The sequence below is a fragment of the Hydrogenovibrio sp. 3SP14C1 genome, assembly GCF_029625905.1.
Classification (GTDB): domain Bacteria; phylum Pseudomonadota; class Gammaproteobacteria; order Thiomicrospirales; family Thiomicrospiraceae; genus Hydrogenovibrio.
In genome coordinates, this window is sequence record NZ_JARTLM010000003.1 from 186620 (window position 1) to 199843 (window position 13224).

The 13224-nt window shown below is 42.7% G+C and carries 14 protein-coding genes, 4 tRNA genes and 2 riboswitches; of the genes, 3 read left to right on the forward strand and 15 right to left on the reverse strand.

The window, feature by feature from the left end; translation table 11 throughout:
• Window position 1: 1 nt before the first annotated feature.
• From secE to P8629_RS03815, 7 genes are all read right to left on the reverse strand, one after another.
• Complete coding sequence (gene secE, locus P8629_RS03785; protein WP_278164605.1) at window positions 2-385, reverse strand: preprotein translocase subunit SecE; 384 nt, start codon at window positions 383-385, stop codon at window positions 2-4.
• Between the two features lie 60 nt (window positions 386-445).
• Window positions 446-522: transfer RNA gene (locus tag P8629_RS03790), tRNA-Trp, on the reverse strand.
• 81 nt (window positions 523-603) lie between these two features.
• A complete protein-coding gene (gene tuf, locus P8629_RS03795; protein ID WP_278164585.1) occupies window positions 604-1794 on the reverse strand; it encodes an elongation factor Tu in 1191 nt (396 codons plus the stop codon).
• A 66-nt stretch (window positions 1795-1860) separates the two neighbouring features.
• A tRNA-Thr gene (locus P8629_RS03800) sits at window positions 1861-1936 on the reverse strand.
• A 75-nt stretch (window positions 1937-2011) separates the two neighbouring features.
• Window positions 2012-2086: transfer RNA gene (locus P8629_RS03805), tRNA-Gly, on the reverse strand.
• Between the two features lie 20 nt (window positions 2087-2106).
• Window positions 2107-2191, reverse strand: a tRNA-Tyr gene (locus P8629_RS03810).
• 329 nt (window positions 2192-2520) lie between these two features.
• A complete protein-coding gene (locus tag P8629_RS03815) occupies window positions 2521-3012 on the reverse strand; it encodes a GlcG/HbpS family heme-binding protein (protein ID WP_278164607.1) in 492 nt (163 codons plus the stop codon).
• Between the two features lie 113 nt (window positions 3013-3125).
• On the opposite strand from P8629_RS03815, the gene P8629_RS03820 reads away from it, so the two are divergent.
• Window positions 3126-3893: a pseudouridine synthase gene (locus P8629_RS03820; protein WP_278164609.1), complete on the forward strand. Its 768-nt coding sequence runs from the start codon at window positions 3126-3128 to the stop codon at window positions 3891-3893.
• Between the two features lie 55 nt (window positions 3894-3948).
• Here the strand turns inward: P8629_RS03820 and P8629_RS03825 are convergent, their stop codons facing one another.
• Window positions 3949-4398, reverse strand: a complete 450-nt coding sequence (locus P8629_RS03825) for a hypothetical protein (RefSeq protein WP_278164611.1) — start codon at window positions 4396-4398, stop codon at window positions 3949-3951.
• A gap of 59 nt (window positions 4399-4457) precedes the next feature.
• Window positions 4458-4536: riboswitch (cyclic di-GMP riboswitch) on the reverse strand.
• A 101-nt stretch (window positions 4537-4637) separates the two neighbouring features.
• A riboswitch (cyclic di-GMP riboswitch) is annotated at window positions 4638-4716 on the reverse strand.
• 262 nt (window positions 4717-4978) lie between these two features.
• Here P8629_RS03825 and P8629_RS03830 point away from each other — a divergent pair.
• Both P8629_RS03830 and P8629_RS03835 read left to right on the forward strand, forming a co-directional pair.
• The gene (locus P8629_RS03830) at window positions 4979-6271 is read left to right on the forward strand and encodes an adenosylmethionine--8-amino-7-oxononanoate transaminase (RefSeq protein WP_278164613.1); all 1293 of its coding nucleotides are present in this window, start codon (window positions 4979-4981) and stop codon (window positions 6269-6271) included.
• Between the two features lie 103 nt (window positions 6272-6374).
• Window positions 6375-7430, forward strand: coding sequence for a peptidase M42 (locus tag P8629_RS03835; protein ID WP_278164615.1), 1056 nt, complete (start codon window positions 6375-6377; stop codon window positions 7428-7430).
• Between the two features lie 99 nt (window positions 7431-7529).
• On the opposite strand, the gene P8629_RS03840 is transcribed toward P8629_RS03835, so the two are convergent.
• The 7 genes from P8629_RS03840 to trpC all read right to left on the reverse strand — a co-directional run bounded on the left by P8629_RS03840 (window position 7530) and on the right by trpC (window position 13185).
• Window positions 7530-7946, reverse strand: coding sequence for an OsmC family protein (locus tag P8629_RS03840; protein ID WP_278164617.1), 417 nt, complete (start codon window positions 7944-7946; stop codon window positions 7530-7532).
• Between the two features lie 11 nt (window positions 7947-7957).
• Window positions 7958-9154: a type III PLP-dependent enzyme gene (locus tag P8629_RS03845; protein ID WP_278164619.1), complete on the reverse strand. Its 1197-nt coding sequence runs from the start codon at window positions 9152-9154 to the stop codon at window positions 7958-7960.
• A 49-nt stretch (window positions 9155-9203) separates the two neighbouring features.
• Window positions 9204-10073, reverse strand: coding sequence for a polyamine aminopropyltransferase (gene speE, locus P8629_RS03850; RefSeq protein WP_278164621.1), 870 nt, complete (start codon window positions 10071-10073; stop codon window positions 9204-9206).
• The gene (gene speD / locus P8629_RS03855; RefSeq protein ID WP_278164623.1) at window positions 10057-10560 is read right to left on the reverse strand and encodes an adenosylmethionine decarboxylase; all 504 of its coding nucleotides are present in this window, start codon (window positions 10558-10560) and stop codon (window positions 10057-10059) included. The genes speE and speD overlap by 17 nt, the downstream gene beginning before the upstream one ends.
• Before the next feature lie 319 nt (window positions 10561-10879).
• Window positions 10880-11767 carry a PA2778 family cysteine peptidase gene (locus P8629_RS03860; protein WP_278164625.1) on the reverse strand — a complete coding sequence of 296 codons (888 nt, stop codon included), beginning with the start codon at window positions 11765-11767 and terminating at the stop codon, window positions 10880-10882.
• Between the two features lie 135 nt (window positions 11768-11902).
• The gene (locus tag P8629_RS03865) at window positions 11903-12280 is read right to left on the reverse strand and encodes a DUF6627 family protein (RefSeq protein WP_278164627.1); all 378 of its coding nucleotides are present in this window, start codon (window positions 12278-12280) and stop codon (window positions 11903-11905) included.
• Between the two features lie 92 nt (window positions 12281-12372).
• Complete coding sequence (gene trpC / locus P8629_RS03870) at window positions 12373-13185, reverse strand: indole-3-glycerol phosphate synthase TrpC (protein WP_278164629.1); 813 nt, start codon at window positions 13183-13185, stop codon at window positions 12373-12375.
• Between the last annotated feature and the right edge of the window lie 39 nt (window positions 13186-13224).

Below are 13224 nucleotides of genomic sequence, written 5' to 3' on the forward strand. Positions count from 1 at the left end.
ACTATCCACCTTGTCCTGTTAACACCTGAACAGCCCATAAAAAGAACATATCCACCAACCACAAGAAAATACTCATAACAATAACAACAGCAAACACTATTAACGTCATCTGAACGGTTTCTTGTCTTGTTGGCCAAATAACTTGCTTCACTTCTTTTTGAGCATGCGAAAGATACCCAAACCAAGACCGCCCTTTATCAGACCGATAAAAAACCATTCCTGACAAGGCAATACCACTAATCAACCCCAGCACCCTAACAACAGCATGCGCATCGGAGTAATAGTAATAACCAATCAAACTTAATAGAAGCAATGTAGCTGAGACAACAACTTTCAATGTCTCCAGCGATTTAGCTGCCGATGGATTTTCTGCTTTTTGACTCATAAGTAATCTAATATTCTGAAATAAAAACGACCCGTCATTCAAACAGGCCGTTATAAAATATGGCAGGGGTAGAGGGATTCGAACCCCCAACACCCGGATTTGGAATCCGGTGCTCTACCAATTGGAGCTATACCCCTGTAATGAAACCTTTCAGTTTCAGCATTCGAAAAAAAAAGGGGATTATACAACCCCCTTTTTCTTTTAGCAAGTGCTAATTATTAATCAATAATTTTAGCAACAACACCCGCACCAACTGTACGTCCACCTTCACGAATCGCAAAACGTAAACCTTCGTTCATTGCGATTGGGTTGATCAACTCTACAGTCATTTGCACGTTATCACCAGGCATTACCATTTCTGTTCCTGCTGGTAGTTCACATGCACCTGTTACATCAGTTGTACGGAAGTAGAACTGTGGACGATATCCTTGGAAGAATGGTGTATGACGACCACCTTCATCTTTTGATAATACATACACTTCTGCTTCGAACTTAGTATGTGGTGTTACCGTACCTTTATGCGCTAGTACTTGTCCACGTTCGATATCTTCACGCTTAGTACCACGTAATAGAATACCTACGTTATCCCCTGCTTCACCCTGGTCAAGCAATTTACGGAACATTTCAACACCAGTAACAGTTGTTGTTGTTGTTGGGCGAATACCAACGATTTCGATTTCTTCACCAACTTTTACAACACCTGTTTCAACACGACCTGTTGCTACCGTTCCACGACCTTGGATTGAGAAGATATCTTCTACAGGCATTAGGAATGGCTTGTCAGTTTCACGTGTTGGCTCTGGAATGTATGAATCCAATGCGTCAACTAGACGACCGATTGATGGTTCACCAATTTCTGATTGATCACCTTCGATTGCTTTAAGAGCAGACCCCATGATTACTGGCGTATCATCACCAGGGAAGTCATAGGTATCTAGAAGTTCACGAACTTCCATTTCTACTAATTCTAGTAGCTCTTCATCATCAACCATGTCAGCTTTGTTTAGATAAACAACAATGTATGGTACACCTACCTGACGAGATAGAAGGATGTGCTCACGAGTCTGTGGCATTGGGCCATCAGCTGCAGAACATACTAGGATTGCGCCATCCATCTGTGCCGCACCAGTGATCATGTTTTTAACATAGTCGGCGTGACCTGGGCAGTCTACGTGTGCATAGTGACGTGTGTCTGATTCATACTCAACGTGTGCTGTTGAGATTGTGATACCACGCTCACGCTCTTCTGGTGCGTTATCAATTGACGCGTAGTCTTTTGAATCACCACCAAACTTCTTACCTTGTACAATTGTTAGGGCCGCTGTAAGAGTTGTTTTACCATGGTCAACGTGACCAATCGTACCAACGTTTACGTGCGGCTTACTACGTTCAAACTTTTCTTTTGCCATGATGCAAACTCCGTTAAAACAGCGACAGACTTTTATATAAAGCCACGCCCGCCTAGTGAAAAAAACTGGAGCTCTCAACCAGAATCGAACTGGTGACCTCATCCTTACCATGGATGCGCTCTACCTACTGAGCTATGAGAGCAAATATTAAAAAGGCCCTCACCATCAACCCACATTTTATACATAAATGCAGACCAACAAAGAGAGCCTTATAAATTGGAGCGGGTAGGGGGAATCGAACCCCCCTCATCGGCTTGGAAGGCCGAGGTAATAGCCGATATACGATACCCGCATAATGTAAACAATTTAAAATGGTGGAGGGTAGTAGATTCGAACTACTGAAGGCATAGCCAGCAGATTTACAGTCTGCCCCCTTTGGCCGCTCGGGAAACCCTCCCAATCAAATTGATGGGGCGTATTTTAAAGCAAAACGGGTTAGTGTCAAGAGAAAAACCAGAATTTTTCCATTTTATTCAAATCTACCCGTTTTTGACCCGTCTAAAGCCTTACTTTAAAGGATTTCACATAACCAAAAGTACCCATTTCCCACCTTTTATGGCTAGAACAATACCTTCACTTTGTTGCACTACAGACCGTATATTAAATCGATAAGCAGATAATATTCAAGACCTTACTGAAGATTTTGTATTTTAACAACTGTAAATCATGCTTAGTTTCGGCTTCCTCTTCACCACTTTAGTCAGTTAAAAAATAGACTAAAGTTCTTTATTCTGCAAAATCTAATCGTTCCTGCACAGAGGAAACGCCTTTAAGAGCACAAACCTCATCTTTATCTCCGCCTGGTGCGCCACTTACCCCAACAGCACCTATTTTAATACCCGCTGCGTTTATAGGAACACCGCCTTCCATCACAATCAACCCTTCAATGTGATTTAGCTCTGGGCGGATATCTGCCCTCAGTTTACGAAACTGCCCAGATTTCAGACCTGACATCACAACCATATTGGCTTTTTCCTGAGCGATTTGCAAAGTAAACCTTGGCGCTAAATCATCTCTCATTGCAGTTCGTAACAACCCATTACGATCAACTACGACCGCGCTGACTTGGTAACCTTGCTTTCGACAAGCATCTATACAGGCTGATGCAATGTCATTCGCTATTTCAAGCCCAACATTTTTGGTGGTGATCACATCATTTGCTGAAGCATTCTGCACCATCAAAAACAAAACCAACCCCAACATCATTCGTTTTTGCACGCTAACATCCTTTTTATTATTAAATACCATCAGAAAGCGAGAACGCTTTTTTACATTTGAGCATACTGTTTTGTTTAAAATGTGCAATCACTATGAAATAAACGGTATTCAATATGGAAACACACTGCCAGCTAGATCAATTTAAAGTGTTATATCAGGATGATGTCTTAGTCGCTATTCACAAACCTGCGGGATTACTTGTTCACCGATCACCAATTGACCGCCACGAAACACAATTTGCTGTTCAAATGACTCGAGATCAAATCAACCAAAAGGTATATCCTTTGCATCGCTTAGACAAAGCAACCTCTGGCTTATTACTTTTTGCGCTAGATCCAGAAACAGCTCGACTAATGGGGAAACAATTTGAAACCCATTCGATTCAAAAGAATTATTTAGCAATATGCCGAGGCTGGACTCCGGAATACGGTGAGATTAACCATGCTTTAAAGCATAAGCTAGACAAGTTGGCAGATCGCCATACACAAACAAACAAACCCCCTCAAGAAGCCATAACAGATTTTGAGCGCTTAGCAACCACTGAAGTCATGCAAAAAATCGGAAAGTACGAATCACAGCGTTACTCATTACTCAATCTCATGCCTAAAACGGGTCGCAAACACCAACTGCGTCGTCACCTGAACCACATCAGCTACCCGATTATCGGAGATGTCAAATATGGTGACCGCCACCATAACCATTTTTTCAATACTTGGCTGAAACAACACCGACTTTATCTAGCCGCAACAGGCTTAACGTTCAACCACCCACAAACAGATCAAAGAATAACATTGAATGCGCCGCTTGAAGCAAGCTATCAAATCGCAATACAAAATCTTAGCTGGGAAAAAGAAGCGGCCGATTACATACATGATTCATAAATAGCCAGCCGCTTGGTTGGAATAAGAGCAATCTGCAACATCACCCCTGTCTTCTTTAATGAAGAGAGGCTTGAAAACTGAAAATCACCCCCATATTATCTGGCCCATAAACCTCTTTCTTTCCCTCCAGCACACCCAACGACATTTGCCATTGATCGCCTTTAGAAATTAATAAATTGCTATCCATTAAATTAAGCCCTAAAACAAGGTTAGATTTATCACGTCCGAAACGCAAAAAATCAATAATAGTTATAGATTTCGGTTTATGACAACAGCCAGAATCTTTCACTGAATAAGAATATTCATTCAAAGAACGAAAGCTGACCTCTGCTTCCATTTCAAACATGCTTTTTAAAGAACCGCTTACAGCATTAAACGTTTGAAACAATTGAGTTCCAAAGTTATTTTTCGTATCAGCCAATGCATCGGGCGTACCCAATAGCATAAGACTAATACACGCAACCGTCAGTCGAGCCTGACTGCTGATTTTTTTTACATACAACATCTTCATCTCCTTGAGAGAACTCAAGCGAAACGTGTGTTGAAGAGTGGTAGAAAGTACTGGTTTGCAACCTGGCGATCTCAAACATTGAGACCCATGGCTTTCCGTCCCTGCTTCACAACAAGTTTGGCGATTAAAAAACTTTCACTAGAAAGAAAAGGAGTGCCAAAAAAGGTAAAGCGAGTCGGAAAAAAGGAAAACAAATTAAAATAGAAATGCAAAGAAATACATTTCAAACTTAACTTGGCAACCTGGCGATCTCAAACATTGAGACCCATGGCTTTCCGTCCTTGCTTCACAACAAGTTTAGCAAAATTTTCTATCTAATACAGGTAACAACAATTAAGCATTGGGTTGTTACCCAGGATTAATTCTACCTATTTTTAAAGTAACATCAACTACTTAGATATTTTATTTTTTTATAGGAGTCATTAATAAACTTTTAAGGAACCATTGAGGCCGCTACAGTAAAGCTTCCTTGATCATTATGTCAGTCTCTTTTTTTGAAACTTAATTTTAGGATAATGAAACTCTGTTATGTTTTCGTTATCATACTCAAACGATAAATGACTGAAATATAAATATGACTAACTGGCAAGCACTCCTACAATTTGATCAAGAGCACATTTGGCACCCTTACGCTAAAATGCCCGCTGACTCCGCTGTAATCGGAATTTCAAAAACCCAAGGCTCCATCATCACCTTATCTGACGGAAAAGAGCTCGTGGATGGTATGAGTTCGTGGTGGGCGGCTTTACATGGCTACAATCACCCCGTCATTCAAAAAGCCATGATTGATCAAATCGAAACCATGCCACACATCATGTTTGGGGGATTAACCCATGAGCCAGCAATCGAACTGGCCAAGAGACTCATCAAACTGACTCCTGAACCTTTACAAAAAGTCTTTTTTACCGACTCAGGCTCTGTGGCAATGGAAGTGGCCATTAAGATGGCCCTGCAATACTGGATAAGCTTAGGCCAACCCAATAAAAACAAATTGTTAGCGCTGAAAAATGGTTACCACGGCGACACCTTCGCGACTATGGCGGTATGCGACCCTGATAATGGCATGCACCGTTTATTTACCAGCACTTTAACCCAACATTTTTTTGCACCCGCACCTCAAATGGGGTTTGATATAGACTCAGACAACCAAGACATTGCCGAGTTCAAATCCCTGCTTGAAAAGCATCATACTGAAATTGCTGCTGTCACCCTAGAACCAATTGTGCAAGGAGCTGGCGGCATGCGATTCTATCGCCCAGACTATTTACGCCAAGTGCATGAATTATGTGATTCGTTTAATGTATTGCTTATTGCAGATGAAATCGCTACCGGATTTGGTCGAACAGGGAAACTTTTTGCCTGTGAATGGGCAAATATTTGCCCTGATATCATGGCGCTCGGAAAAACATTAACTGGTGGAAACATTACCCTTGCAGCAACACTGGCAACTGAAAAGATTAGCGATACCATCAGCCAAGGCCAGCCGGGACTACTGATGCATGGCCCAACTTTTATGGCAAACCCTTTGGCTTGCCGAGCAGCATCAGCCAATATTGACGTATTGTTAAATTCTCCTTGGCAAGACAATATTCAACGGATTGAAACCCACTTCATCAATGAATTACACCCGTTAAAAGATTTGCAAGGTGTTGCTGATACCCGTGTATTAGGGGCTATTGGGGTCATTGAGCTAGAGCGGAGTGATTTAGGCGAAACCATCCAAAATATTGCGGTTGCAAACGGTGTCTGGATTCGCCCTTTTGGCAAACTCATTTATACCATGCCCGCTTACAACATCCCTACTCCTCAGCTGAATCAGTTAACAGAAGGGTTGAAAACGGCCATTATGCAAGCCTTGCAACCCTAGATCAACAAGACGAACCAACGCGTTAAAAGAATACTTTCTTTTTAAGTGACTTCATTTAAAATTGAAGTCTATCACCCCCTACTCTTCTGGATATAGGCCTAGCATGGACAACAACTTCGACGAATTTCTAGATTTATTAAAAGCGTTAATCCGACAACCCAGTGTCGTCGGCGCAGAGCATGCTTTTTTTAGAGTGTTACAGCGAGAATTAGAAGAGCGTGGCGCTAAGGTGACTTGGTATGAAGGCCTGCTGGTTGCTCAGGGAGATGCCCCAGAAAGCTGTCACTTTTCCAGTCATATTGATCGACACGGATTAATGTGCACGGGGCCGAATGAATTCCAGTTTGCCGCTTTTATTGCAGGGAAAATGACCGATCTACTGGGCAATGATGTCAGTAATGAGCTAAAGATGACTTTAATGAATCGTTTTGAAAGCACCCCTGTTTTAGCCTATGAACCTTGGTCTGGCGCCTACCGAGGTTCCGGCACGATTAACAATGCTTATATTTGCGAATTTCGTAACAACTTGATTTTTGAAGTCGATGGCTTAGAGCACTTAGTTGCCGGAACCCCCGTCGGCTTTCAAGACAAATTGAAGATTGATGAAGGATTACTTTCTGGACAACTCGACAATGTTTTAACCGCAGCGATGCTGGTGCACTTATTTAGCTTAGGTTACCAAGGAACGGCTTTCTTTACCGCTGAAGAAGAATCCGGAGGGAGCTGGCGTTATTTACTGGAATGGTACCGTCGTTTTGGTGACCCAATCAATAATTTATATGTGCTGGACACGAGCCCTTACCGAAATCGTGAAGAAGCTGATAAGCAACTCGTAGTGCTTAGAAACAAGGATGAACACGCAGAGTTTCATTTGGAAACCACACAAGAACTCAGCCGACTTTGCTTTGATCTCGACATTCCGTTTAGTTTTAAAGATCAGTATATTGAACACCTGAACCAACAGACTTTAGGGTCAGAGCAACCTAGAATGGGCATTGGGCGCACTGAATTAGGACGAATCACCGCCAATGCCAATGGATTGGTGCATGGCACAACACTTCAAATTCCAACCACGGGCTATCACACCATGAATGAAACCGCTTCGATCGAAGCTTGCGAGGCATTTTTAAACGTGCTTATGCATCTTGCGAAGCCTTAAACCAAAAAACGACCAGGCCTGGTCGTTTTTTGTTCTGAATCCATTCTACCTTGTAACGACATATCCTATCCAATCGAACGAAGGTTGATGGAAAAAGGATTACACTTCAATAATTTCGAAATCATGTGACATTTCAACAGACTGTTCTAGCATTTTGGATACAGAACAATATTTTTCAGCAGACAGGTTTACCGCTCTTTCCACTTTTTTAGGATTCAAGCCTTGTCCCACCACTTTGAAATGCACATGAATTTTCGTAAACACTTTGGGAATACTGTCGGAGCGCTCGGCGCTGATTTCAACCTGACAATCCTCTACTGCCTGCTTACTCTTTTGCAACATCATAATCACATCAATGCTGGTACAGCCACCTAATCCCAACAACACCATTTCCATGGGGCGAGCGCCTTTGTTTTCACCACCGACTTCAGGTGCCGCATCCATTAATACGGAGTGCCCACTCTCTGTTGTGCCTTCAAAAGCCATTCCACCTTGCCATTTAATGATTGTTGCCATGTTGTTATCCTCTATTCATCATCTGTATGATCAATCAAATCTTCGACCACCACTATCGTAGGTTTAGGATAATAGTTAAATTCTGAGGCAGACGCAATGGTATAAGCGCCCATTTGTTTCGCAATCAAAATATCACCGACCGCTAATTCAGGCAATTCAATATCTTCATCCACTACATCTACACTGTCACACGTCGGCCCCGCCAAAACGCTCGGATAGAAATCCCCTGTCGGATCTATCGGTTTTAGAGGAGAAATCGGATATTTAGCATGATCATACATTTGGCCACTTAAAGCACCATAAACCCCGTCATCCATATAGTACCAAGTTCGCGCACCTCGTTTTGCCTTGCCCACCACTCGAATGACTTCAATCATACTGGGGGCTGAAATAAATCGACCCGGTTCCGCAAAAACTTTAACCGATGCGGGTAGTTCTGCCAACGCCTCCATAATCGGCGCGCAAAAATCTTCAATCGGCATCACCGGCCCTTGATAAGAAACAGGAAAACTCCCGCCAATATCAAGCCATTTCCAGTGAACATGCGACATCTCTTTCATGGCTGAAATCGATGCCTGCACGGCATTCACTTGCGCAAAAGGCGACAAAGACTGCGACCCGACATGGAATGACAAACCCGACACGGTTAAGCCACTTTCCATCGCTAAATTGACCAGGCCTGGCAATTCTTCCAAAGCCGAGCCAAACTTGCGAGATAAATCCACAATGGCATCTTGACTACGGAAACTAACCCGAATCATCAATTCCACTTCATCTTTATACGGAATGAATTTCAAAACCTCATCTGGATTATCCACCACAAACCGCGTACACCCAAAATCCAATGCATGTCGAATTTCGCGGTCTTTTTTAATCGGATGGGTATGAATACATTGTTGTCCTTCAATGCCCAACCCTTTAACCAAATCGACTTCTCCAGCCGTTGCCAAGTCAAAACTGCCACCTAATTTCTTCAAGCGACGAATCACCGCAGGGTGTGCGAGTGATTTAATGGCATAAAATAACTCTACCCCTGGTAACGCTTTTTGCAACGCACTGTACTGGTATTCCACTTCTTGCAAATCCAAAACCAGAAAAGGCGTGTCATGCTGTGTCAGCAAGTCCCTTAAGGTAGAGCGATCAAACTGCTCAAGTTCATCCGGGTGCGTCTGTTCTGCAAAATGTTGGACGAGTTCTGCTGTATTCAATTTATGTTTTTCTCCAAAAGGCTGAATTAGCCTGTAATGACTATCTAATTTACGATTGTATTGCTTGTTGTACATACTTGGGTAAAGCAAAGGCCCCTACATGCAATTCGGGCGTATAAAAGCGCGTTGGTATTCCTGCGGCTTCATAACGAGATCGAATTACTTCTACGGTTTGCTGTTTTAAACTCAGATCATCTGTGGCCCAAGCAAATGTCATAATCCCGCCGACATAAGTGGGGACAGCTGCCGAATAAAAACTCGATTCTTTAAACAAAGGCGACAGTCGTTTAAAAGTGGTCGTGACCTCATCCGTCTGCATAAAGCTGACCCCGTTTTGCGCCACGAAAACGCCGCCATCGTTCAAACATGACTGAATGCCCTGATAAAACTGAGAGGTAAACAAAACTTCCCCCGGGCCAATCGGATCGGTTGAATCGGAAATAATCACATCAAATTTGTCCGTGCACTCCTTTACGAAATCCATACCATCTGCAATCACAATTGAGGTTTTGGGGTGATCAAAGGCACCAGCAGAATGCTTAGGCAAATATTGCTGACACATATCGATCACTTGTTGATCAATCTCTACCTGAGTTACCGACTCAACACCATGATGCTTTAAAACCTCACGCAAAATGCCACCATCTCCGCCACCGATAATCAACACCTTTTTGGCGCTGCCATGGGCCAACATCGGCACATGCGTCATCATTTCATGATAGATAAACTCATCTTTTTCTGTTGTCTGTATCACACCGTCTAGTGCCATCACCGTGCCCCACTGCTCATTATTGAAAATGATCAAGTGTTGATGTTCGGTATCCACTTCAAATAGCACTTCGTCCATCAAAAATTGCTGTCCCCAAGTCGGATAAAGCGTTTCTAAATAAGGCTTCGGTTTATTAAAGTTGATTGCCATCGGTGACTTCCCCTCGCAAAATATTTTCCACGCCGACATTCGACGGCGTAAAAGCGGCTTTTAAAACGTCAATCGCTTTAGCTGGCTCAGAGTCACCGCACATAAACACATCAAACGCGGCATAATTCCGTTCTGGCCAGCTATGCACACTGATATGTGATTCGGCCAAAACAGCGACCCCTGAAATCCCGCCATTAGGCGTAAAGTGATGCAAGTGGATGTGAAGCAAAGTTGCTTTCGCTTTTTCTACCGCTTCACGCAACGCTTTTTCCATCAAAGCAAGGTCATCTAAATGTGATGCGCCCCAGAAATCAGCAATTAAATGCGTTCCTGCAAAGGTTTTGCCATCTCGGCAGATAAAATGGTCTAACGTTTGATCATCAATCGCCTGGTCGTGTGTCGGCCAGGTATCGTCAATCACGGTCGTTTTTTCAATCACTTCAAAGTGGTCGTTACCCGTGACCAGGACGTTTTCTGAATTTGGCATTAAGGAGTACCTTATAAAACACCCGCAAAAAGATATGTATACGGATGAATGATTAATATTAGTCCACAAACAAAGGCGTAGTTTGATGAACCCCAGCCACGCATGCTTTCAAGTCATCACGTGAGGTATAACCATTTTTCTTTTGGAAAAAAGGAGAGCGTATTATTCTCCTTTTTTAATTCTTTGCAAGCAATTTTTTCATGCGATTTGCATCTTTTTTAAACGGCGGGAATTTTATTAAAAAGGCACCAACAATCAAATGGTTAAAACGCTATTAACCAAGCCATTTTTAGCGGCTTAAAGGAAAATAATAAAGACGTTATTTTTTCTTGCAATCAATACGAGGACAATGAGATTGAGCAGAATTTTGTTTTGAATTCTGATCCATTTCAGCAACCGTCGCTTGCAGGTTAATATCATCGGGTGCAAGGCTCAAACCGCACTGGGCTGCTTTTGATGCAGCTTTATGACATCCTTCAGCCTGTAGGACATAGGCATAATTATTCCACATTTCCGTTGAAGTTGAAAAATCCGGCATCACCTGATTAAAAAGCGCTAATGCTTGAGCCGTTCGTCCATGCTGATAATATAAATTAGTCAAAGCCAACCATGCATTTTTTTGCTCAGGCCAATATTGGGTCGCCGTTTGATACGCTTTTTCTGCTGCTTTCAGTTGCTGGACACTCTCTAGATCATAAGCGGCTTGCAACCATTTTGCAGGAACAGCTGTTGCTGGTAAATGCGTTGGATCTGTAATCACAACCCCCCAATAATTTGCACGAAGCCAAGTTTGTTCAAAGTTTGCAAACGAGGTTTCCCAGCGACGAGTGGTACCAGAACGCAATAAAATTTGCGATTTTTTCAAATCATAACCGACCACCACCGAGAAATGCCACATGGGATAACTGTCCAAGCCCAGGTTCTGCAACACCAATACCGGGTTTCCAGCCTCAATTTCTTTTAATAAACTTTCTAGACTCGGATCCATGACATAAGCAACCTGACCATACTGTCGGGTTGCAGCCAGAATTTCCAGTTGGAAACTACCTTGACGTTCAGGCACATAAATAGAGGGCACTAATGATTCGGGAGAAACTTTTATTTTCTCATAATTCAGAACCGTTGCCAGCGCAGCGGGACCACATTGATATTTTTCTTGGGGAAAAAAAGGAACATCTGTCAATTCAACCGTTGGCTTGACAGGCATTGAAGAACCTTCAAACAGCTCTTTGGTTTGAGGGGCCGTAGCACAGCCTGATAGCAATAAAAAAAAGAGTAGAAACAAAACACCCAGCCAAGGCCGGGTGTTTTGATATAGATTTAAATGCATTTTTGTGATGATTTAATCTACTGGGTGAACAAACGGGAAGATGTCTGTCGCCCCAATAATATCGGTCACGATGAATACCAGAAAAATCAACACGACAACACCTAAGACATCACCCCCTGCAGGAATCTGTTCCATCTGGTGATTTAACTGAGCAACTTCTGCATCCGTTAGAGAAGCTACACGTTGCTGAACGTCATCTGGCGAAACGCCCATTTGAACGAACTGTGCTTGCACGTCTTCACGCTGCATCATTGAGCTCAACTTTGCGCGCTCTGCAGCCATTGATTGTTCTTGCACTAACTGTTTGGTATTTACCATTGCCGCTTGAACGGGGAGCGTAATTAGACTGAATAACGACAGTAACACACTCATTGCGATTGTCTTTCTCATTTTCCTGACTCCTTTTATTAACCTACTCGTGTACAAGGTTATCAAACAAAGTCAACTTAAGCAATTACACTTAATCGGGCTCAAAGATTTAGTCAGGATGATACTCCGAATAATTCAGCCAGTTTTTCTCCAGGATTCTCAGCTCGCATAAACGCCTCTCCTACCAAAAAACTATTGACCTTATGCTGACGCATTTTTGCAACGTCTTCCGGCCCAAGAATACCACTTTCGGTAATCACAATACGGTCATCCTCAATCATATCCAGCATACGAATAGTGGTTTCCAACGATACTTCAAAAGAATGTAAGTCGCGATTATTGATACCTATCATCGGTAAAGGTAACCTCAATGCTCGTTCCATTTCTTCTTCATTATGCACTTCAACCAAGACATCCATACCCAATTGCAAGGCCGTTTCTGTCAATTCATACAATTGCGCATCACCGATGGCTGCAGCGATCAATAAAATGCAGTCTGCACCAATGACTCGCGCTTCGTACACCTGATAATCATCCACGATAAAATCTTTCCGGATAATCGGTAAATCCACCGCGTCGTGAACCTGTTTCAAGTACTCATTTGATCCTTGAAAAAAATCTTGATCTGTCAGCACCGACAAACAAGCCGCGCCATTGGCTTCATAGCTTTTGGCAATATCCACCGGATCAAAAGGGTCACGTAACACACCTTTGCTTGGCGAGGCTTTCTTAATTTCAGCGATCACCGCCGACTCTCCTGCATCTAACTTCGCTTGCATGGCATCGGCAAACCCACGTGTGGGCGACGTTGTCATCATCAATGCCTTTTGTTTCATTTCTCTAAGCGGAATGCGTTCACAGCCAGCTTGAATTTCTTCCAGTTTACGGAAAATAATTTTTTTTAAAATATCGGGCGTTTGCTTCATGTTCTTATTCTCAATTCAATCAATAGATGCACTAATGTA

Coding starts and splice junctions, on each gene's coding strand:
- secE (WP_278164605.1), bottom strand. CDS start 385: ATGAGTCAAAAAGCAGAAAATCCATCGGCAGCTAAATCGCTGGAGACA.
- tuf (WP_278164585.1), bottom strand. CDS start 1,794: ATGGCAAAAGAAAAGTTTGAACGTAGTAAGCCGCACGTAAACGTTGGT.
- P8629_RS03820 (WP_278164609.1), top strand. CDS start 3,126: ATGGAAACACACTGCCAGCTAGATCAATTTAAAGTGTTATATCAGGAT.
- P8629_RS03825 (WP_278164611.1), bottom strand. CDS start 4,398: ATGTTGTATGTAAAAAAAATCAGCAGTCAGGCTCGACTGACGGTTGCG.
- P8629_RS03830 (WP_278164613.1), top strand. CDS start 4,979: ATGACTAACTGGCAAGCACTCCTACAATTTGATCAAGAGCACATTTGG.
- P8629_RS03835 (WP_278164615.1), top strand. CDS start 6,375: ATGGACAACAACTTCGACGAATTTCTAGATTTATTAAAAGCGTTAATC.
- P8629_RS03840 (WP_278164617.1), bottom strand. CDS start 7,946: ATGGCAACAATCATTAAATGGCAAGGTGGAATGGCTTTTGAAGGCACA.
- speE (WP_278164621.1), bottom strand. CDS start 10,073: ATGGCAATCAACTTTAATAAACCGAAGCCTTATTTAGAAACGCTTTAT.
- speD (WP_278164623.1), bottom strand. CDS start 10,560: ATGCCAAATTCAGAAAACGTCCTGGTCACGGGTAACGACCACTTTGAA.
- P8629_RS03860 (WP_278164625.1), bottom strand. CDS start 11,767: ATGCCTGTCAAGCCAACGGTTGAATTGACAGATGTTCCTTTTTTTCCC.
- P8629_RS03865 (WP_278164627.1), bottom strand. CDS start 12,280: ATGAGAAAGACAATCGCAATGAGTGTGTTACTGTCGTTATTCAGTCTA.
- trpC (WP_278164629.1), bottom strand. CDS start 13,185: ATGAAGCAAACGCCCGATATTTTAAAAAAAATTATTTTCCGTAAACTG.